At 66.4% G+C, this 21146-nt stretch carries 19 protein-coding genes; 8 read left to right on the top strand and 11 right to left on the bottom strand.

Translation table 11 applies throughout. The features are described from left to right. Positions 1–41: 41 nt before the first annotated feature. From ZF1_RS03775 to ZF1_RS03730, 10 genes are all read right to left on the bottom strand, one after another. Positions 42–905 carry a hypothetical protein gene (locus tag ZF1_RS03775; RefSeq protein WP_482636478.1) on the bottom strand — a complete coding sequence of 288 codons (864 nt, stop codon included), beginning with the start codon at positions 903–905 and terminating at the stop codon, positions 42–44. Further along, positions 902–1558 carry a hypothetical protein gene (locus tag ZF1_RS03770; protein ID WP_482636477.1) on the bottom strand — a complete coding sequence of 219 codons (657 nt, stop codon included), beginning with the start codon at positions 1556–1558 and terminating at the stop codon, positions 902–904. The genes ZF1_RS03775 and ZF1_RS03770 overlap by 4 nt, the downstream gene beginning before the upstream one ends. Next, positions 1555–2313, bottom strand: coding sequence for a hypothetical protein (locus ZF1_RS03765; protein ID WP_482636476.1), 759 nt, complete (start codon positions 2311–2313; stop codon positions 1555–1557). The genes ZF1_RS03770 and ZF1_RS03765 overlap by 4 nt, the downstream gene beginning before the upstream one ends. Then, positions 2310–4235, bottom strand: coding sequence for a type IV secretory system conjugative DNA transfer family protein (locus ZF1_RS03760; protein WP_482636475.1), 1926 nt, complete (start codon positions 4233–4235; stop codon positions 2310–2312). Before ZF1_RS03760 ends, ZF1_RS03765 begins: the two co-directional genes overlap by 4 nt. Beyond that, complete coding sequence (locus ZF1_RS03755; protein ID WP_482636474.1) at positions 4235–4774, bottom strand: hypothetical protein; 540 nt, start codon at positions 4772–4774, stop codon at positions 4235–4237. Before ZF1_RS03755 ends, ZF1_RS03760 begins: the two co-directional genes overlap by 1 nt. Next, the gene (locus ZF1_RS03750; protein WP_482636473.1) at positions 4774–5346 is read right to left on the bottom strand and encodes a WhiB family transcriptional regulator; all 573 of its coding nucleotides are present in this window, start codon (positions 5344–5346) and stop codon (positions 4774–4776) included. The genes ZF1_RS03755 and ZF1_RS03750 overlap by 1 nt, the downstream gene beginning before the upstream one ends. Then, positions 5343–5726 (bottom strand): hypothetical protein, encoded by a 384-nt coding sequence (locus ZF1_RS03745; RefSeq protein ID WP_482636472.1) that lies wholly within the window; start codon positions 5724–5726, stop codon positions 5343–5345. The genes ZF1_RS03750 and ZF1_RS03745 overlap by 4 nt, the downstream gene beginning before the upstream one ends. Next, positions 5723–6031, bottom strand: coding sequence for a hypothetical protein (locus ZF1_RS03740; protein WP_482636471.1), 309 nt, complete (start codon positions 6029–6031; stop codon positions 5723–5725). Before ZF1_RS03740 ends, ZF1_RS03745 begins: the two co-directional genes overlap by 4 nt. 293 nt (positions 6032–6324) lie before the next feature. Continuing rightward, entirely contained in the window at positions 6325–6555 is a 231-nt protein-coding gene (locus tag ZF1_RS03735) for a hypothetical protein (protein ID WP_482636470.1), read from the bottom strand. After that, entirely contained in the window at positions 6555–6827 is a 273-nt protein-coding gene (locus ZF1_RS03730; protein ID WP_482636469.1) for a helix-turn-helix domain-containing protein, read from the bottom strand. Before ZF1_RS03730 ends, ZF1_RS03735 begins: the two co-directional genes overlap by 1 nt. A 133-nt stretch (positions 6828–6960) precedes the next feature. On the opposite strand from ZF1_RS03730, the gene ZF1_RS03725 reads away from it, so the two are divergent. From ZF1_RS03725 to ZF1_RS03695, 7 genes are all read left to right on the top strand, one after another. Next, on the top strand, positions 6961–8181 hold the full coding sequence (locus ZF1_RS03725; protein WP_482636468.1) for a helix-turn-helix domain-containing protein: 1221 nt from the start codon (positions 6961–6963) through the stop codon (positions 8179–8181). Between the two features lie 57 nt (positions 8182–8238). Beyond that, positions 8239–8697, top strand: coding sequence for an NUDIX domain-containing protein (locus tag ZF1_RS03720; RefSeq protein ID WP_482636467.1), 459 nt, complete (start codon positions 8239–8241; stop codon positions 8695–8697). Between the two features lie 261 nt (positions 8698–8958). Further along, the gene (locus ZF1_RS03715) at positions 8959–10485 is read left to right on the top strand and encodes a tyrosine-type recombinase/integrase (RefSeq protein WP_482636466.1); all 1527 of its coding nucleotides are present in this window, start codon (positions 8959–8961) and stop codon (positions 10483–10485) included. 426 nt (positions 10486–10911) lie between these two features. After that, positions 10912–12099 carry a cysteine desulfurase family protein gene (locus ZF1_RS03710; RefSeq protein WP_482636465.1) on the top strand — a complete coding sequence of 396 codons (1188 nt, stop codon included), beginning with the start codon at positions 10912–10914 and terminating at the stop codon, positions 12097–12099. Continuing rightward, entirely contained in the window at positions 12096–13046 is a 951-nt protein-coding gene (locus ZF1_RS03705; RefSeq protein ID WP_482636464.1) for a DUF4007 family protein, read from the top strand. The genes ZF1_RS03710 and ZF1_RS03705 overlap by 4 nt, the downstream gene beginning before the upstream one ends. A 143-nt stretch (positions 13047–13189) precedes the next feature. Next, on the top strand, positions 13190–16579 hold the full coding sequence (locus ZF1_RS03700; protein WP_482636463.1) for a hypothetical protein: 3390 nt from the start codon (positions 13190–13192) through the stop codon (positions 16577–16579). Next, the gene (locus tag ZF1_RS03695; protein WP_482636462.1) at positions 16569–17435 is read left to right on the top strand and encodes a phosphoadenosine phosphosulfate reductase family protein; all 867 of its coding nucleotides are present in this window, start codon (positions 16569–16571) and stop codon (positions 17433–17435) included. Before ZF1_RS03700 ends, ZF1_RS03695 begins: the two co-directional genes overlap by 11 nt. Positions 17436–17494: 59 nt before the next feature. Here the strand turns inward: ZF1_RS03695 and ZF1_RS03690 are convergent, their stop codons facing one another. Then, positions 17495–18286, bottom strand: a complete 792-nt coding sequence (locus tag ZF1_RS03690; RefSeq protein WP_482636461.1) for a ScoMcrA-related endonuclease — start codon at positions 18284–18286, stop codon at positions 17495–17497. A 270-nt stretch (positions 18287–18556) separates the two neighbouring features. Here ZF1_RS03690 and ZF1_RS03685 point away from each other — a divergent pair, with 270 nt between their 5' ends. Further along, positions 18557–20980 carry a DUF262 domain-containing protein gene (locus ZF1_RS03685; protein ID WP_482636460.1) on the top strand — a complete coding sequence of 808 codons (2424 nt, stop codon included), beginning with the start codon at positions 18557–18559 and terminating at the stop codon, positions 20978–20980. Positions 20981–21146 lie beyond the last annotated feature (166 nt).

Here is a 21146-nt window from a genome sequence, read left to right as displayed (position 1 = left end):
GGTGGTGTGCTCGGTCGCGTCGGGGTGCTGACTGCTGGGTGTCACTGCTGAGTCCTGGTCTCGGGCTCGTCGGGGACGAGGTGCAGGCCGGTCGCGGCCTGCTGCGGGGTGTCGCGGAGCTGCTTGAGGGCGTCGCCCGCGGTGCCGCGGCTGACGTCGGCGAGGGACTGGAGTTCGCGCACCGTCGGGAGGGCGCCGTGGCGGTCGCGGTGCCTCCGGGCGGCGTCGCGGGCCCGGTCTCGGGCCGGTGACCCGGCCGACGGTGCTCCGGTGTCCGGGACGGCCCGGCGGGGACCGTCGGACGGGCGGGACACCGGCCGGGATGCCGGGTTCCGGCTGGACGCCTCGGCTGCCGGGGCCGGGATGACCGGACCGTCGAGCACCATCCGCGGGGGACGCCCGGCGTCCAGCCGGGCGGAGTCGTCCGGCCCGGCCGGTCGGACAGTCGCCTCCGCCTGGACGGCCCCGGTGGTCTCGGCCAGGTGGTCGGCGGCGAGCAGGTAGAGCAGGTGCGCGACGACGGCCGCCGCGACCGCGGGCCACGCCCCGACGCCGAAGCGCAGCGCCGACGACACCGGCAGCGCGATCCCGGCCGCGACGGCGTCGGAGGCGAGGTAGACGGCCTGGGCCAGACCCGACAGCCCGGCCGACACGATCACGACCGACCAGGCGTAGCGCGCAGCCGACCCGCGCAGCCGGGCCGTGGCCGCGTAGGCGACCAGGGCCAGGCCGTCGGTGATCAACGGGTAAATCCAGGCGATGGCGGCGGGGACCCGGGCCGCGACGGCGACCTCGTAGAGCCCGTGCGCGGTAGCGACGGCGGCGCCGAGGGCGACGACGAGCCCGGGCAACCAGACCGCCCCGCGCGCCCACCGGCCCGACGACGGCGAGGTGACGGTGCTCATCGCAGCGCACCCCCGATCGGGCTCGGCGCGACGGCCGGCGGCTCCGGCGGCGTCCCGTCCCGCTGCGCGGACCACCACCCGACGATCAGCGCCATATGCGCCAGACCAGGCACCACCGCGGCGGGCGTCGGGACGTCCGACCAACCGGGCCGGGTCTGGTGCCGCTCCACCGAGCAGGACCCGACCGACTTGCGCAGCCGGGCGATGACACCGGGACGCTGGCGGTCGTGCCAGTCCCCCGCGGCCTGCACCGAGGCGTTCTCACCCTGGTAGGCGGCACACCAGGCGTGCATGAGCCAGAGCAGCTCCTCGACGACGTCGGGGTGCCACAGCCAGCACTCCGGCAGCGCAGTCGCGCCGTCGGGGTAGCGCAAGAACACCGCGGCCAGCCACGCGGACAGCTCGTCGAGCAGCACGGCGACCTCGTCCGCCCCGGTCGGGGCGAGCAGCCACGACGGGGCGACCGGGACCCGCCGTCGCGCGGCGACGGTCGCCAGGGTGTTCGCGAGCTGCGCGACGACCCGATCCAGCTCGTCGAGCCGGTGCCCGACCTGGTCGAGGACACCCAGACGGCGCCGGAGCGTGTCGACCTCGCGAACGAGGTCGGCGAGGACCTCCACCTCGGCGGGTCCGGGAGCGGGCGGGGTGTTCATCGCTCCCACCCCGCCCCGTCGACGTCGTCGACCGGCCCGCGGGCGGCCACGGTGTCGAGGTCGTCGAATTGCTGGGCGACAGCCTCGGCCTGGACCGCGCGGACCAGGTCCGACACCCGCGACACCTCCGGCTCTGTGTCATGCTGGTCGTTGTCCGGGGTGGTCATCGGGTCCCCTTCCTTGTCCTCGTGCTGGTCGTGGTCCGGCTGCTCGTGCGCTCGTGCGGGGTGTCCACAACGGGCTGCCTCGGCCGCGGCCTCCGCGGCCAGGACCCGGGCGTCGTGCGTCGCGGCGGCCTCGCGATGCGACCTCTCCCGGCCCTCCCGGGCGACAGTCACCAACCGGGGCTGCGGGGCACACGCGGTGGTGGTGGTCAGCTCGTCGAGCCCGACCTCGTGGGCGCGGTAGCCCCACATCTCCGCATCCGAGTGCAGCCCGGCCAGCCGGTCCCGCTCGGTAACCGCCGACGTCCCACGCGCCTCGCGGACTGCCGCGACCGCAGCCGTCTCAGCCCGGGCTCGGGCGGCGGCGACGGTCTCCCCGCCCGTGAAGTCGACCCAGCCGAAGCGGGCGCGGGCGTCGTCGAGATCGAAGTCATCCAGCCGCCACCCCGACGACGGACGGCCGTGCACACCGGTGGCGTCGCGCAGGTAGGAGGCAATGACCTGTTCGGCGTCAGCCCGACCGCCGGGCAGCTCGGCGGCGAGCCGCTCGACGGCTTGGGCCGGGGTCAGCAGCTCGTGGCTGTTGTTCATCGCTGCCACCGCTCGTCACCGGTCGGGCCATCGGCCGGCCGCTCACCGGGGGCCGGCTCGACCAGCGCCGTTGCCTCGGCAGCCTGGTCGGCGTCGTCGCCGCGGCGGATGGCACGCAGCTCGGCGAACATCCGGTTCGACGACCGCACCCGCTCCAACGCCTCCCCGAACCGGACAGGCCACCGCGCCGCGAGCACCACCAGGGCCCGTTCGAGCTGGGCGTCGCCCCACACCCGGACCGCCTCGTTGCGGCGGTGACGACGAGACTCGGCCTCGACCCGGGCCATCAGCCGAGCGCGGCGCCGCACGTCGGGCCGTTTCCAGGCCATGCGGGCCCGACCGATCACCGGGGCGATCCCCCGCCGGATCACCACCACCCGCCCCGCGGGCAGGTTCGCGATCTGCGCCGGGGCGAGCACCGGCACCTTCCGCACCGACCTCGACGCGACTCGACCGCGCTCGTCCGTCGTCGAGACCTTCTCGTCGCGCTCTCCGGCGAGGGTGGACCAGAACTCCAGGTCTGCCTTGTCCCGCGTCCCTCCGAAGATCATGACGGCGGCGGTGTTGTTCAGGATGGTCGCGGCCTTGTGCTCGCCCCAGCGGGCGAGGAGCTGGGCACGGGATTGGAACGCGCACAGGATCGTCACACCCCGCCCACCCATATCCGCGGTCCAGGACTCCAACGGGACGGGGCTGATGAGGGCGGCCTCGTCGAGGAACAGTCCGAGCGGCGGGTCCAGCCGCCCCGCGGGCTGGCCTGCGGCGAGCCGTCGGGCCTCGCGGGCGATGTGCCCCGTGAGGGCGCACACCAGGGGCGCGGTCTGGGCCTCCTCGGCGCCGAGCAGGAACACCGTCGCCCGATCGTCCAGGAGCCGGGCCACGTCGAACCCCTGCCCGGGCTCGGCCGCCGCGGCAGCGGCCGGGTGCGTGAGCCAGCCCAGCGCGGGCATGACGCTGGAGGTGATCGAGGAGCGGGTGCGCTCGTTGGTGGTGATGAACTGCATCGCGTCCTGCTCGAACGCGGTCACACCCGAGCGGCGCAGCAGGGCGGGGACCTCGCGGCCTGCGGCGTCGGGGTCGGCGACCCACCCGAGGACGTCGACCATCCGCCGGCCCCCGAGGGCGGCGGCGTGTAGCAGGGCGGCGAGGACGCGGCGGGCCTGACCGTCCCAGAACTCCCGATCTCCACCACTGCCGGAGGCGACGGCGGCGAGCATGTCCGTGGCCCGCTCGGTCGCGGTCACCGGATCCGTGCAGCCGGTCAGAGGATCGAACGTGATCGTCGAGGTCCGATCGCCCAGACCGGCGGGGTTGAACACGAACACCTCCCCGCGGGACTGGCGCCGGATCGGCGCGCACAGGTCCAGCAGGTCCGTGCGGGTCGAGGTCACCAGCGCGGCGCCAGGGGCGTCGAGGACGCGCCCGGCCAGCCAGCCCGTCTTGCCGGTGCGCGGGCCGCCGACGACGATCACGACGTCCTCGACCAGCGCCCACACCCGCAGAGCACCGGTGCGGCACAGCTCGACCGCAGCCTCGGTCGTCGCGAGCTGGGCCCGCTGCCAGCGCGGCAGCCCGGCCAGCGAGGGGCGGACGGTGCCGGTGCGGCGACGCACCGCGAAAGTCCCGGCGTGCCGGACGATGTCCAACGACGACGCGACCCCGACCTTGCGCCGGGACCGCGACGCCCACCGCGACACCGTCGCCGACGAGCGGGTCCAGCGGTGCCACACGATCACCACGGCCAGCCCGGCCACCGCGACCATCGCGGGCCAGGACAGGGCGGTGACGAGCGTCGCCGCCGGAAGCAGGGCGACCGCGGCGAGCCCAGCGGCCAGACCGCGGGCACCACGAGACCAGGCCAGCAGCGCGCCCCCGGCGAACACGGCCAGGACGAGACTGGTGGAGCTGAACAGGATCTCCATCAGTCGGCCCACCCCGTCCGCTGCGCCCACGCCGCGACGTCGGCCTGGTGGCGGGTGCAGGAGTCGGCGTGCCCGGTCTCGTTGTCGGTCGGGTGGGACTCGAACGGCCCGTCGTCGGTGACCTGCTCACCGCAGGTCGAGCACCGCCAGAACGCCGACGGCGTCCTGAACGACCTGATCCCGTCCCGCTCCGGGTCGGGGACCCGGCCGCAGACCAGCCAGTTGAACGCCGCCTCCCCGACCGGCACCCCGCCGGTCGGCAGGCTGAGGACCGCGCCGATCTCGTCCCACGCGCGGCCCGCGGCCCGCGCGGAGCGGGCGTAGTCGTAGAGCTGGGCCTCCGCGACGCTGAGCATCAGCAGCGCGGCCCGGACCCCGGCGAGCGGGTCGTCAAGCTTGCGGTCGGTGAAGATCGTGAACCCGGGGATCGGGACCTCGGTCTCGGTCGCGGCGAAGACCTCGACGGCGATCCGGCGGACCAGCTCCCGGATCCGGCCGGCAGCCTGTCCGGACTCGGTGACCCTGAACATCTCGCTCATCACCGACCACCCCCGGCGGGGATCGCGAAGGCGGCGGCCCAGCGATCCACGGTCCGCCGGGTCACACCCAGCGTGCGGGCGATGTCCCCACGGTCGGCTCCGGCGGTGAGCGCCGTGCGGCCCGCGGCGATGACCGGAGCCCGATCGGTACGCGGCGACGGGCCAGGCACCAAGGCCGGACCCTCGACGCGACCGGCCCGGCGGGGCATCACCCGACGGGCGCGACGGCGCTCGTCCTCGGTCGTCCCACCCGCGATGCCGTGCGGCTGCTCCACGATCGCCCACGACCGGCAGGCGGCCACGACCGGGCACACCCGGCACACCGACAGCGCCCGCCGCTCCGCGGCGACCAGCGCGGCACCGCTCATCGCGGTCGGGAAGAACAGCTCGGGGTCGACGTCGCGGCAGGCCGCAGCAGCCCGCCAGTCCAACGCGTCGCCTATGCCGGGCGTCGGGTCTACGGTGAACATCTCTCCTGCCTCCTGTTGGTTGGTGAGAGCGGCCCGGCGGTCGTGTTCCGCCAAGATCTCGTCGCCGGGCCGTCCCATCTCGTGGTTCTGCTGCTGGTTCACGGCTGTCCCCGTTCCGGGGCCCGGGCCGGGGCCGCGAAGAGCCCCGGCAGCCCGTCCTCGATCCGGCGCTGCTCGTCCCGGTCCGCCGCGGTGTCCCGGCCGGCACGGGCACTGGGGATCACCTCGGCCAGGTGCGCCAGCCGGACCGGCAGCGGCCGGTTGTCCAGCAGGCACACTGCGACCTGGCGCGACGGACACTCCTGACGACGCAGTACCGGCCACCCGCACCCCGGGCACCGACCCGCACCCGGCACGTAGTGCTCGACCACCACTTGCAACCGATCCGTCCGACCGGTCGGACGCAGCAACCGCGGGTCCAGGTCCTCGGGCCCGACGACCCGCTCCGGGACCGTCCGCTCCGGCGACGGACGGGCGCTCACGCCGACCACCCGGACGCCTCGTCCGCGGCCGCGGTCGCGGTCGCCCCGGCTTCGGTGAGCCCGTAGCGCAACGACGCCGCCTCGACCGGCTCCGGGACCCGCCCCAGCGAGCCCGGGCAGAGCACCGACCCGTCGAGGTGCGAGAACTGCGGGCACCGACCGGCGCTCGCGGGCCACCCCGAGGGCGGGGCGTCGACCACCGGCCCAGCGCAACCCGGGCACACCAGATCGGTCACGTCGACCAGGTCGACGGGGTCGTCGGCCAGGTCCACGACGGGCGGGCCGGGCAGGAAGATCGCGGTCATGCTGGCCTCCAGAAGGGGTGAGGAGGGTCGGCCGGTCCGGCCCCCCGGTGGCGGCGTCCCGTCCGCCACCGCGCCGTCAGGCGCGCACGGCCTCCGAGGCTCGGACTCAAGGGCCGGCCGAAGGTCGGTCGCGCAGCGACGCGTAGCGCCAGCGGAGCGCCCTTGAATCTGAGTGAGGCCGGGCCAAACTCGGGCCGGACGGCCCTCCGCCCCGCCGCAGGCGGGTCCACCCGGGGTCTCGGCCCGCCCGGCCGTGAGGGCGAGGTCTCCCGCTCCGGGATCGGCGGCCGCGGTCACGCCCCCGCCCCGGTGGTCCCGGCGCCGTTCAGGGCGGGCGTCGCCGCCCGGTCGAACGCCGAGACGAACGTGCTGATCGCCTCCGGCAGCCCGGAACCGACCGGCGTGGCGATGAACAGGACCAGCGCGATCAGCGAGAACGCGACCGCACCGATCGCGACCCGCGCCTTCGCGCAGATGAACGCCCCGAGCACCGCACCGAGGATGAGCACACCGACGCTGCCCATCAGGACGCGCTCCCCCGGGTCGCGGGGACCCACGCGGCGACATCGACGACGGCCTGCTGGCTGACGGCGGCGCTCACCATCTCGTCGAGAACCCGTGCCGGGATGATCAGTCGGCCGCGGACTCGGAGCGCGGGGAATTCACCATCGCGAATTGCGCGGTACAGCGTGACGGGCGAGGTTCCGATCAACTTCGCGGCGTCGGGAACGCTGTAGAAGGTCGGGCCGACTGCCGCGGCGGCGCCGACACCCTCCCTGGTAGACGGACTGTTCACTGGGCTTCTCCTCTCGAACTACTGCTCCCTGTCGGGCAGTGGAGATAGCCTGAGTCCTGTTCTGACGTAGAACCCGGAAGGAAATTCCGGGGTACGTCCGGACCAGTCGAGGAGGGTGGTTGCCATGCGCGGAATGACGACGGCGATGACCATCGGCGAGCGGATCGCCTTCTACCGGCGGCGGCGTGGGCTCTCGCAGCTCGTGCTCGCCGGTCTCATCGGCCGGACGGAGGACTGGCTCAGCAAGGTCGAGAACGGGCGGATCGACCTCGATCGACTGTCCGTCATTCGACGGATCGCCGAGGCACTCGACGTGACGATCGGTGACCTGGTCGGCGAACCGACCCTCTTGGAGTGGACGGCGGACAGCGGGGTCCAGACCGTCCCCGCGCTCCGCTCCGCCCTCATGGACTACCGGCAGATCACTCCGCTACTTGCGAGCCCGACGGCTCCGGGCGAGGCAGCCGACCTCGACTCGCTGGAGGCGGACGTCTCGGCGATCTTCGACGCGTACCAGGCGAGCCGCTACGCCTACGTCACCGGCCGGACTCCCCTGGTCCTCAGCGACGCGCTGACCGCTGTACACAACGCGGAGCAGGCGGACCGCCGGAGGGCGCTCGCACTGCTGGCGCTCACCTATCAGGTCGCGGTGTCGGTCCTGACGAAGCTGGGAGAGACCGACCTGGCGTGGATCGCGTCCGAGCGCGGTCTGGCCGCAGCCCAGGAGTCGGAGAGCCCCGTCGTACTCGGCTCGCTGTTCCGGTCCGTCGCCTACGCCCTGCACTCGACCGGAAGGTTCGCGGCGGGCGTCGACCTCGTACGGACCGCCGCGGGCGTCCTCGAAACACACCTGAGCAGCCGCACCGACGAGTCCTTCCTCTCGGTCTACGGCACGCTCTTCCTGACCGGGGCCGTCGCTGCGGCGAGGGCCGACGATCGGGCCTCGGTGAACGCCTTCCTCCGCGAAGCTGAGGACAGCGCGCACCGAGTCGGGCACGACACCAACGCGATGTGGACAGCGTTCGGCCCGACGAACGTCGCGCTCCACCGCATGACGACAGCGCTGGAGCTCGGCGACGTCCAGGTGGCGGTCGACCTCGCACCCTCGATCGACGTCTCGGGTCTTCCTCCGGAGCGTCAGGTGCGACACGCTATCGAGACGGCTCGCGCCTACGCGGCCCGGAATCGCCGCGAGGACGCGCTGGCGGTGTTGCTCCAGGCCGAGCGAATCGCTCCTGAGCAGATCCGACACCATGCCCTCAGCCGCCAACTCGTTCTCGGCTGGGTGAAGAGCAATCGAGCGCACCGGGATCCGGCCCTCGACGATCTGGCCGGCCGTTTGCGTCTGGTCTGATCGGCTCGTGCCGCACGGCCAACAGCACCTCCACAGCCGCAGTCGTAAGCTCGCGGCGTGTCCGACCCGAGCGAATCGTTCGCAACTCCCCGCGTCGCCGCTGGCGCGCTCTTCGTTGATGGCGGCGGCCGGATCCTCCTTGTCCACCCGACCTACAAGGAGACGTGGGACATCCCCGGTGGGTACGTCGAGCGCGGGGAGTCGCCCGCTGCCGCCTGCCGCCGGGAGATCGCCGAGGAACTCGGTCTGGACCGGAAGCCCGTCGCGCTGCTGTCGGTCGACTGGGCACCGAGCGATAAGGAAGGCGACAAACTCCTGTTCATCTTCGACTGCGGCCAGCTCGGCGACGACGCTGAGCGCATCCGGCTCGCCGACGACGAACTCGACCGCTGGGAGTGGGTCGCTCTCGAAGACCTGGAGTCGTACGTGATCCCTCGCCTGGCACGTCGTCTCCGCACCACGGCGTCGAGTGATGTCCGGTACCTGGAGCACGGAGAGGCACTGACCGTCCGCTGACCAGCGGTTCAGCATGACCCCACGTGGGGCCGATCGTGGGGCGAACTACAGCGCATCCGGGACCACCGTGGACAGTCCGCGAGAACTCCGGCTCCTGGTAGAGCCGACGAGCGCGGTCCGGATCACGCACCGTCCCGGCCTCCTAAAGCGGGTGCCGCAGGTTCGAATCCTGCCGGGGGCACGCAGGTCAGCAGGGGTGCTGGCCGGAGTTGTCCACAGGCCTGGGAGCCATGATGGGAGCGAATCGCTAGCGTCGCTCCCATGGCCAGACGACAGCGGGGCGAGATCGAGGTCCGCTCCAACGGCTCCCTGCGCGTCCGCGTGTACGCGGGCATCGATCCCCTGAGCGGCAAGCGGCACTACCTCGTCGAGACTGTCCCCGCCGGCAAGGACGCTCGCAAAGAGGCCGAGAAGGTGCAGCGCCGGCTCGCTACGCAGGTCGACGAGCAGCGCAACCCGCGCACCAAGGCCACGGTCGACCAACTCCTGGACCGCTACCTCGAGCTCCTCGAAGTCGAAGACACCACGAGGGACCGCTACGAACAGGTCATCCGAGTCCACATCCGCCCGCGACTCGGTCCCCTCCAGGTCGCGCGGCTCGACGGCGAGCTCTTGGACTCGTACTACGCGATCCTGCGGCGCTGTCGGCAGCACTGCAACGGCCGCCTGAAAGTCGACCACGCCTCTGACGGGCCGCACGAGTGCGACGCGAAGTGCACTCGCCACGTCTGCAAGCCACTCGCGAGCGCCACGATCCGCAAGATTCACTTCTGCCTGAGCGGCGCGCTGGCCCGCGCCGTCCGCTGGCGCTGGATCGCCGTCAACCCGCTCGACCAAGCCGAGCCGCCCCGCAGCTCTGTGGCCGAGCCCGACCCGCCCACGGCTGCTCAGGCCGCCAGGATCCTGGCGTCCGCGTTCGACGCCGACCTCTGGTGGGCCTGCTTCCTCTGGCTGGCGATGGTGACCGGCGCACGCCGCGGCGAGCTTTGCGCCCTCCGCTGGGACCGCCTCGACCTCGACCGCGCCGTACTCACGATCCGCTCCAGCGTCGCCCAGCGGGACACCCACACCTGGGAGAAGGACACCAAGACCCACCAGCAACGCCGCATCCACCTCGACGCGGACACGGTCACGCTGTTGAAGACCTACCGAGCGGAGTGCGACCGGCTCGCCGAGTCAGCCGGGATCACGATCCGCCCGGACGGCCGCATCTTCTCGCCGGCTATCGACCACAGCACCTGGCTCCGTCCCTCCTCGATCTCCAACCGCTACGTGCGGATGTGCAAGAGGCTCGGCTGGGACATGAACCTCCACCAGCTCCGCCACTACTCGGCCACGGAGCTCATCGCCGCGGGAGTCGACGTCCGCACCGTCGCCGGTCGCCTCGGCCACGGAGGCGGTGGCTCTACGACTCTCCGCGTCTACACGGCCTGGGTTGCAGAGTCCGACCAGCGAGCCATGAAGTCGACTGGGGTCCGGATGCCTGCCATCCCGGCTGGCGCCACTGCAGGGAGCCCCTCAGTCGAAGAACACCCAGACGACATCGACGAGAAGGGGAAGTCCCGAAGGATTGCCTACGATCTCCGGGCCGCGATCGCGTGCGGAGCGCTCAGGATCGGCGACGAGCTCCCAGCCGTCAAAACGCTGGCTGCGCGATACGAAGTTGCGACCGGGACCGCACATAGCGCGGTCACCATTCTTCAGACCGAGGGTCTCGTATCATCAGGCAGAGGACGTCGAACGTCGGTGATCTACGATCGCCCCACACATAGCGGGTCCTTTACCTGAAGCACTAGCAATCTCAGCAGAGCTGATTGTCTGAGCGAATCAGACAGATTCCCGCGCCTCGGGAGCCACACCTGAAGCGGTAGGCCGGGCGGTCACACAGGTGCTCCTGGGACTAGGCTGTCGGCGTGTTGGAGAAGTCCCAGGACGAGGTTCGCGAGAGACTGCCGCTGTGACAGCGCGGACGGCGAGGATCTTCCACCGCGGGACCGGCGGTGTCAGCTCGACGGCCGCCGAGGCCCTCAAGCCGCCTGCCGTCGACCTGTCGTCGCACGGCGTGGTCGACGGCGAGCATCTCGTCATGCCCTGTCGCGCTGGGCACCTCCACTCGCCCGAACCCCACGGGGCGACGGCCGTCCGAAACTGTCGGACCCCGACCGTAGCTTGGTCTGCACCCCACCCATCGTCTAGCAGGGGGAGGAGACGAAGATGCACGACGTGATCTACCTGGACGCCGCCGCCTCGACACCGCTTGCCCCTGAGGCGCTCACAGCGACCGTCGAAATGCTGCGTCACTCGGGGAACCCGTCCGCAGCCCACGCCGCTGGCCACTCGGCGGCCCACGCCATCGACTCTGCCCGTGAAGCAGTGGCAGCACTCCTGAACGTCGGCGCGGCAAGCGTCATATTCACGGGCAGCGCGACGGAAGCAAACAACCTCGCGCTGCGAGGCCTCAGCAGTAGGGATCGGAGGAAGGAGGTCGTTGCTACAACTACCGACCACCCCTCGGTCCTTGCCACCCTTGACGACCTTGACGGCCAAGGGAGTCCGATCCGGCTGACCTCCGTAACTCTGTCGGGTGAGATCGACCTAGTTGAGCTCAAAGAAGTCGTCACCCCAAAGACACTTCTAGTCTCGGTTCACGCAGCGAATAACGAGACCGGAATAGTCCAGCCCCTCGACGAAATCTGCGATCTGGCGCATTCAGCAGGCGCCCTCGTCCACGCCGATGCGAGCCAACTCATGGCCTGGGGGCGGGCGCCGTTACTCGACGAATGCGACCTAATCACTGTCAGCTCCCATAAGATGCACGGCCCGCAAGGAGCTGCCGCACTCATCGCGAGGCCAACGGCGCGGCAGCTACTGCGTGCGCAGGTAACGGGTGGCGGACAGGAAAAGGGCCTACGCAGCGGCACTCTCAACGTCGCGGCGATCGCGGGCTTCGGCGCTGCAGCCGCTCTCGCCGCCAACTCAGGACACGAGGCTGCCGCGGTAACCGCGGGTCTGCGCGCACGCCTCCGAGACAACCTCCAGACAGGACTCGTCGATGTCGTCGAGCACGGCGCTGCCGCTGCCCGGCGCCTACCTGGAATTCTGAACGTCGCCGTCGGCGCTTCCGATCCAGACAGTGTCGAGTCCGACGTGGTGCTTGCGCGGATACCCGATCTCGCTGCGTCGACTGGCAGTGCCTGCCATTCAGGCGCTCCAGGGCCGTCGCCGGTGCTGCTCGCCATGGGGGTCCCCGAGCACGAGGCCGCTCGGTCGCTGCGCCTCAGCCTGAGCAGGTATACGACAGCACGCGAAATTGACCAAGCTTCACAGGCCCTCATCGCCGCCTACACTGAGTTGGCCCTCCTGCTTGGTGACGTCTCCCCAGTTGAGAGGACTACGAGATGAGTGGCGCACTACTCGCCCAACACTCGGAACCCATTTTTGCGCGTCACGAAACGTTCCATCTCCGCTTCGGCTGGCTCCGCAAGGGCTACGCCGAGGCCCAGCGAAACCAGGCGGTCTTCTCGGAGCCCGACGCCACGGTGACGCTCGGAGTCGGCAAGAATATGGTCAACGCCATCCGTTACTGGTGCCAGGCGTATAAGGTGATTGAGGCCGCGGAGAACACCGACCGACCGCGAGTACCTCACTGGCGCCCCTCGGAATTCGGTCTAAAGCTGCTCGCCGAAGACGGCTGGGATCCCTGGCTTGAAGAGCCAGCTAGCCTCTGGCTCCTTCACTGGAAGCTACTAAGTGGCCCGTGCCTAGCCCCGGCATGGTGGACCGCGTTCAATCTCTTTGGCCTTGAGCAGTTCGAGGAAACTCAGCTGACTGCCTACGTCCAGGAGCTCGCTGACGCTGCGGGGTGGAAGAGCGTCGTTGAGGCCTCGGTCAAGAAGGACGTCGACTGCTTACTCCGCACGTTTGCTGTTCGCCGCACTGGCCGCCAGACAATGGACGATGTTCTCGACTGCCCCACTCGCCAGCTGGGTCTTATCGCGCCCGCCGTGGGAGAGTCAAGAAGCTGGCGTTTCGTTACCGGCCCCAAGCCTTCACTACCTAGCGCGATCGTCGCGTACGCCTGCCTCGACTTCATGCAGGAGGTTGGCGGCAAGGAGTCGACCATCACCCTAGCCCGCCTCGCTAGCGATCCGTGCAGCCCCGGCCGCGCCTTCCGTCTCACCGAAAGCAATCTCTACGAGATCCTCGTCGACGCCAGCAAGAAGGTCCGCCAGATACGCGTCGCCGAACCCGGCGGCCTTCGACAGCTAGTGGTCCAAGGCGATATCAGCGTCCTCAAAGATCAGTTCGTCGCAGACTATTACGACAAGAACCAGGAGCACGCAGCGTGAGTGCTGATACCACCCTGTCAGCACAGGTCCGACCCCGCGACCACTATTTGCGTGCTGCCAACCTAGAGAGTCACCAGGAGCAGGCGGAGCACTACATCCCAACCAGCCGTGCCCTCGAGGTGCTGCGCCGCCTTGTCCAATCGATGACAGACCCGAACGCAGGCCGGTCATGGTCGTTGACTGGTCCGTACGGTGCTGGCAAGAGTTCGTTCGCCCTATTCCTGCGGACGTTGCTCGGCCCCCGCGGGGACCTTCGATGTGCCGCTGAGGCATCGCTCCGCGCCGCCGACGCCGCTTTGCTGGATGACCTGGTCGCCGCCCGCACGACATTGGGTGCCGACGATGGCTTCGTGCTCGCTACCACCACGTGTCAGCTAGAGCCGGTGACTGACAGCCTCTTGCGTGCTCTCGTCAAGGGCACCCAGAACTACTGGCCCAAGCGAAAGCCCGTCGCTGTCACCGAGGCTCTCCGGGAGGCTCAGGCTACGAAGTCGGCTCGCTCGATTGCGGCAGCAGCCCGAAGCATTGCGGGCAACGCGCCGCTACTTCTGATTCTCGATGAGTTCGGCAAAACGCTGGAGCACTTCGCAGTGCGCGCAAGCGAGGGAAGCGAAGTCGGCGCCGACCTATTTGTTCTGCAAGAGCTGGCCGAGCACGCAACCGGCGATAAGGCGATTGCCGCCTTTACATTCACCCTTCAGCATCTAGCGTTCGATGATTATGTGCGGCAGGCCTCGGTGCAGCAGCGCCGAGAGTGGGGTAAAGTCCAGGGCCGCTTCGAGGATGTCTCGTTCCTCGAATCACCAGAGCAGTCGCTCCGCCTGGTCGTGGGCGCTCTCGATGGTGGAGCGATGTCGAGGTCCTTCTCTGGCCGTCGCCAGAAGTGGGCTACCGCATCATTCGAAGGCGCCCGAGAAGTTGGGATTGCGAACCACCTTCCAGGCGGCATCGAGACAGTCGCGCATAGCTACCCCCTTCATCCCGTGGCCTTGCTAGCGCTGCCTGAGCTCTGTGCACAGTTAGGCCAACATGGCCGCACATTGTTCACGTTCCTCACCAGCGTCGAGGCCGGCTCGGCTCGGCACTTCCTCGAATCCACTATTGTACCCAAGGCTCCAGCCGCCCTACCGACCATCGGACTGCCAGAACTGTTCGACTTTTTCGCAGGTGCAGGTCGAGCCATGGCGCTCAGCATCGGCGGGCAACGCTGGCGCGAGATCCATGATCGCGTCCACGAGGCCATCAACCTCGACCTGAACGAACTTGCAGTCCTCAAGACTGTCGGACTGCTGAATCTGATGGGTAACACACTCGGCCTACGCGCATCAGCGGATCTCGTAGCTTATGCACTTAGCAACCCGGATCACGTCGCCGACCCGCAATGGCGGGCACGGCTTGAGGATCTAGAAGCGCGAGGCTTCCTAACCTTCCGTTCCTTTGCTGACGAGTATCGACTGTGGCAGGGCAGCGATGTAGACCTTCGGAGCCGCGTCGCAGACGCACGCGAGCAACTCCGAAGCACGAGCGCTGCAGAGCTAATTGGGCGCCTGCAGGGCGACAACCCAATTATCGCTGCGCGGCACAGTCAGGAAGTCGGGATGCTCCGGTACTTTGCCGTCGCATACACAGACGACGGTTCGAAGTCACTTCCCAAGCTGCCGCGAAACGATCCAGCCGACGGGCTCGTCGTGTACCACCTCGGCTTATCCGACTCGGCACTTCAGCTGGCTCCGGGAGCCGACAACAGGCCGGTCGTGCTGTGCACAAGCGAACGCGCTCGGCAGGTGCGGGAGGCCGCAATCGAAGTCGCTGCGGCGCTAGCTGTCCTTGATCAGCAAGAGGTGGTCGACGACCGAGTCGCAAAGCGCGAGCTCCAGGACCGCGTAGCCGATGCCCGCAACAGGCTGAGCCAAGCGCTATCTGACGCGTTCCGTCCAGGGACCAACGGCGTCGACTTCCGAGTTCGGACCGACGACTCCTGGAGCGAGCCGCCAGCGAGCGAGGTGAGCCTCTCTCGCCTGCTCTCCGACGTCTGCGACGACGCCTACAACCACAGCCCTCACATTCGCAACGAGATGCTGGGACGTCGCGAACTCACGAGCCAAGGCGCGAAGGCGCGTCGCGAGCTCATTGAGGCCATGATCCAGCACCCGGGCGAGGAGCGTCTAGGGCTCAGCGGGTATGGCCCGGAGCGAGCTATGTACGAAGCGGTACTCCGTCACACCGGTATCCACTGCCAGCTAGAAGACTCTTGGTCGTTCGGAACACCCAGCCGGGATAGCAAGCTCCAAGACTCCTGGGGAGCTATCGCCGGGTTCATAGACCGGGCTCACGACAAGCCAGCGGGCATCGATCGCCTATACGCCCGCCTAATGGCTCCGCCTGTTGGACTCAAGGAGGGGCCGATCCCAGTACTCCTCGTGGCGCATCTCCTGCAGAGGTCCGATGACGTCGCAATCTACGAGGATGGGACCTTTCAACCGAGCCTCACAGCCGACTTGGTGGAGCGTCTCGTCAAGTCGCCGCAGCGGTTCGCGCTGAAGTCCTTCGAACACAGTGGTAGCAGAGCGCAAGTCCTAGCCGCGATCGCGAAGGTGACGGCGTCCCTGGGAGTAGGGGGGCTGCGCAGCACCACCCAGAAGGCACTTCGCAACGAGACGGTACTCGCCGTCGCGGCACCGCTTCTCAACCTAGTCCGCGGCATGAACCTTTACACACGCAAGACCAGCCACCTGGGCGAAAAAGCACTCGCCGTTCGCCGCGTACTCCTCAGCGCCCGGGAACCTGATCAGCTGCTCCTCGTGGATCTCCCGAACGCGTGCGGCTTCTCGGGGCCGGCCTGGAGCAAACCCTCAGCGGCTGCTGTTGCGTCGTTCAGCGACAGCCTCATGACGGCCCTCGAAGAATTGCAGCACGCTTACGAGCGCCAACTCCTGGAAGTGCTGGGATGGCTAGCTGATTCGTTCCACGAGTCCAACCAGCTGGACGAACTTCGGAAGTCTCTCAGCGCACGAGCCGAGCAGATCGATGACCAGGTTATCGACAGCAAACTGAAAGCATTCATCTTCAACGTAGCGGATGAAACCACCGACGGAGAAGGCTGGCTGGGTCGAATCGGGTTAGCAATCACCGGAAAGTCGGTCGAGCGGTGGCTCGACGATGATCGCCTAGATTTTCAGCGAGTACTGGCAGAGACAGCCGCCGCCTTCCAGCGTGTCGAAGCGCTTCACGCAGATCTACGAACTCGGACGTTCGAGGCTGGCTTCACTGCCAGACGGATCACATACACGACACCGGAAGGTGAGGAAGCGATCCGTGTCCTGTACTACCATGACAGTTCCACCGAGCGCTTGCGCGACCTCGTTTACAAGACTCTCCAAGACGCGGAGAAAGTGGTAGGCGGCCCTCAGAGCCGCGACGCGCTCATGGCGATGCTCCTTGAAGAGGTTCTTCGCGCACCCACCCGGCAGGACACCCAGATTGCGGTCCCGGCAAACGAAGCCAAGAAGGGAATGATCAGCGGTGGCAAGTAACTCGCTGAACAGAACCAGTGCGACAGTCGACGAGGCATTGGCGCACGAAGGTGCGCGGCACGTGCTGGGGATTTCGGGCGGGAAGGACAGTGCGGCGCTGGCAATCTATCTGAAGGATCGGGTGCCGAACCTGGAGTACTTCTTCACCGACACCGGCGCCGAGCTGCCCGAAACGTACGAGTATCTCGCTAATCTGGAGGCCGCACTCGGTAAGAAGATCGTCCGACTGAACGCTGAGCGAGGCTTCGATCACTGGCTTCAGGTATTCGGCGGCGCATTGCCTAGCCCACAAATGCGCTGGTGCACTAAGGTCCTGAAGATCAAGCCACTCGAAGCATGGCTAGGTGATGCACAGACGTACACCTATATCGGCATTCGCGCTGACGAGAACCGTAGCGGGTACATCTCCACGAAGCCGACAATCAAGCCAGTGTTCCCCTTCAAGGAAGACGGCATCGTAAAAGATCAGGTATTCAAGATTCTTGACGACGCCGGCGTCGGTCTCCCCGAGTACTATGAATGGCGAACTAGAAGCGGCTGCTCTTTTTGTTTCTTTCAGCGGAAAGCAGAGTGGATCGGGCTTAGCGAACGTCACCCCGATCTTTTCGACGAGGCAATTGCTTACGAAGAGAAGCGTGGCTACGAGGCCAACGCCATGCAAGGTCGCCAGTACACGTGGTCTGGCGGTGAGACCCTGCGCGAGCTCCACGCACGCGCCGACGAGATCAAGCAAAAGCACGCCATCGCGATGGAGCGAGCTTCGAACAGACGCACCAATCTGCCGCTCGTAGATGTTCTAGACGATGTGCTCGCCGAGGATGGCGGCGATGATGCTTGCATGGTTTGCCACATCTAGCGATCGAACGAGTCGCGACTCCGGAACAGAATGCGCGCTTCGTTACCAAGGAAAGGCCATCAGGCCCGGCCCATAAATTGGTTCTTTCTATGCCAATAGAAGTACTTTTCACGCTCAAGACTCCACGCCGGGGCTAGATGGCCATGAAGTGCTGGCAGGTCGCTGCCTGTCGGGCGAGACATGAGGATCAATCCATCATGCCCGACGCCGATATACCCGTTCTCGAATAGAGAATCACATCCGAGGAGACACGCTGGCAGTACGATACTAGGGACGTCAAGCCGCTCCTCACGGGCACAGAATCGGCGCGGCTTAATATGCGCAGCCACTAGAAGATTCTCCGGAAGATTTCGCCCGCAGATTCCGCACTCGCACAGTGATTCGTTGTTGCCGGTGCCAATGCCAAGCGCTGCACGCAGCACTCGTTGCTCTCGGCGCACTGTCTGCACCCCCTCCCTATCTGTCGACCCGTCGAGTCTCTCAACCCACCTTCGAACATTCTCGATCTCAGGGATGATCGGGCTCTCGGTCGTGGACTCCAGATTTTCGACGAAGAAGCCAAGGCGACGGAGCGGTTCGGCCACGCTCTCACGATCAGCCCGATAGGAGTCGGAGACCTCAAGTCCCGCAAGTTTCCTCGCTCCTCTGAGGAGCACCAAAGCGTCTATTTCATCAGCCTCATCTACGAGCACATATTTCTGCGCCGATGCTCCCCCGTAAGCCGACTGGAACGCTGATCTTCCGATCGTTCGCCACTCTGCAACCGCACGTTCAACATCGCGGGATACTAGGCCCTTGGCAATCCCTGATCGCCGCCTCCGCGCCCTGCTCCTCCCGGAACCGTCAGACATACCGTGATCGTCACACGGTTACCGCTATCCACCCAGCAAACCTGACCAGTTGCCTGCACAGAGCCAGGCGCGCTGGCGGAGCCGCGCGTCCGGCTCCCACCTCTCAGGCTGCGAGGGCCAGGGTGGGGGATATCCATCGGAGGAACGGTAGGTGCGTTCAACGACGAGCGCCCCCCGATGACCGATGGCGACGCTGCCAGCATGACGGGCTCCCTCTAGGCTGCATGGAGCGCACGACCCTTGCCAGTCAGTCGACACGAAGGATGTTTGATGCCTACCCAGGCTAGAGAAATCTTCGAAGCTCAAAGCAAGAGCCTTCGTGAGCTACTTTCTGACAATGGACTTGGCTTGTACCTTCCGCCCTACCAGCGGCCATACGGTTGGGGGAAGGACAAGGTCGAGAAGCTCCTTGACGATACGCTACACGGCCTCAAGAACCTCGGCGAATCGCCTGACAGCTTCACGTTCCTCGGAACCGTCATCACTATTCATGACGTTAATCACGCCACCGTCCTTCCGATCGTCAAACCGGAGGTTCCATCAAAAGTCTTGACGGTGATCGATGGACAGCAGCGACTGTCAAGCTTACTGCTAGTTCTTATTCAGTTACATAATCTAATTCGGCAGAGGTCTTGGAAAGTCTTCAAGGGGAAGGGACCTGACCCTTCGAACGTCGCCCAGATTGCGCTCTACAGCGAGTCAGTAAGTATCCTTCAGACACTCGGAACCGCGTTCTACGAACGAAAGAATTACGGCGATGCGCCGATCTACCCAAGACTGATTCGCTCGTTCGTTGATCAGTGGTCGAGGTCTGAGAAGGACAAGCTGTACGAGTCGCCGATTGGAAACCTTCAGTATAGGTACGCCAGCCTCGCCGAGGCTGAAGCCGATCCGTCTAGCAAGCCGACGGACTTCAGGCCAAAGCCGCGAGAAGGTGTTGGCGAGGGAGAGACTGATCTCGTGAAGCGATTCACTGAGGTCCGTCTATCACTTACAAAGTTGGCTCAGCGAAAGCCGGTTGAGGAACTTGAGGACCTTCCCACCCTTGGCATCCTTGCGACAAATATCGAGTTCCAGAGAGCGCTTTTTAACCATGAATTAGACTCTAACCTTTGCGCGCTACTTTCTGCCCTAGACAACGAGCCTGAAGCCGAGCTTATGCGGCTGGTGATGTTCGCAGCGTACGCTTTGAACCGGATTGCACTAACTGTCGTGCAGGGAAAGGATGAAGACTACGCCTTTACCATCTTCGAGTCGCTGAATACGACGGGAGAGCCACTCACTGCGTTTGAGACGTTCCTCCCACGCGTAGTCATGGCGGAGAAGATTACCGAGTACCGGAACTCGCCGGCTCATACATATATGACTTCAGTTCAGACCTACTTGAATCGCTACGATGTTGGCGATAAGCTGCAGAACGCAACTCGTGAGCTCCTTATCTCGTTCGCTTTGGCTGAGACCGGCAAGAAGTTGTCTAAGCGACTCCCAGATCAACGTGTCTATATGAAAGACACTTTCGATCAGTACGAGAATTCCGAAGATGAGAGGGCGGCGTACCTCTGCCATATGCGCGATACGGCGACTTTCGTCGGAAGCACCTGGGAGCCTCCCACCGGCTCACCGCGTCAGCTTCCCGGTTTGCCAACGACTGCGATGACGGACAGCGTGAAGTTGTGTTTGTCCTTCTTGAAGGATCTCAATCATTCAATTGCGATTGCGCCAATGCTGCGTTTCTATTCCGCCGCAGTTGGCGAGACGGATACGAATGCGCGCGAGCAACGTGTCTTGGATTTCGAGGCAGCAGTCAAGGCTGTTACAGCGTTCACAGTACTTTGGCGGGCCACCCGGAGAGGGACCGGAAACATCGACAGCCAGTATCGTGCGGTACTGGCCGGAGACTCCTTGACCGGAATGGGCCCGCTAGCTCGCAAGCGATCCGGTAAGGACTCCGACAAGTCGGATCCGGTAGTCGATGTAACTGCGCTGAAGGCGGAGCTAGCAGCGCGCCTGTCTGATCCGGAACACGGCGGAATCCAGAACTTGGGGTCGTTCCTTGCGGCGGCTTCGACGCTACCGCTGTACACAATCAGTCGACCCCTAACTCGATTCCTATTGCTAGCGGCGTACCACGACACTGTCGAGGACAGCGCAAATGCTGGGCTTATCGTCCCGGGGAAGACTGGCGTCGCCCCGTGCTTCACTGCTGACGGATGGTCAGACGAGGGTCACTTCACGATTGAGCATATCGCCCCGAAGCTGGCTACTAGCGGCTGGGACGGAGGGTTCTATTCCGATAAGGAAGTTGTCCATCGTATTGGCAATCTAGTATTGGCGCCGGGAGATGCGAATAGCTCGCTGAGCTCCCGCCCTTGGGACGAGAAGAAGGTGCTATACGCTGCGCTGGGTGCACCTTCTGCAGATGAGTCGCGGAGAATTCTCGTTGATTCGGGTCTGACATTTGCTCAGACTACCGAGCAGCTTGCTCAGCTCTCCCATTATCTCCCCCATCTCCGGTCGCTCGGGCAGCGGGATTCTGACTGGGATCCGGCATTTATGGCCAGTCGTGCAGATACGCTGCTGAGGCTTGCGTACGCCCGATTGAAAGATTGGCTCGGCTTGACGTGGTCGGATTCCGCTGGCGACGCGGTGGTTCAAGTTGAAGACGTCGATGACGAGGACGATGCCGATGTATAGGCGAGCGGTTCGAGGTGCGATGCCCACGCGCTCCATGGGGCTTTCCGCGGGGTGAGGAGATTCGGGTGCCCTCGTCGAGGTTGCGGTCCGCGGGCATGAACGCGGACATGTGTCGACGCTTGAGCTAGGGCAGTCCTTGCCCTCGGCCCAACCCCTGTGCTCCAGT

This window comes from Pseudonocardia sp. ZF1, assembly GCF_056835605.1.
Note: the sequence above shows the minus strand (reverse complement) of the source record. Positions and strands in the feature narration are given on the sequence as shown.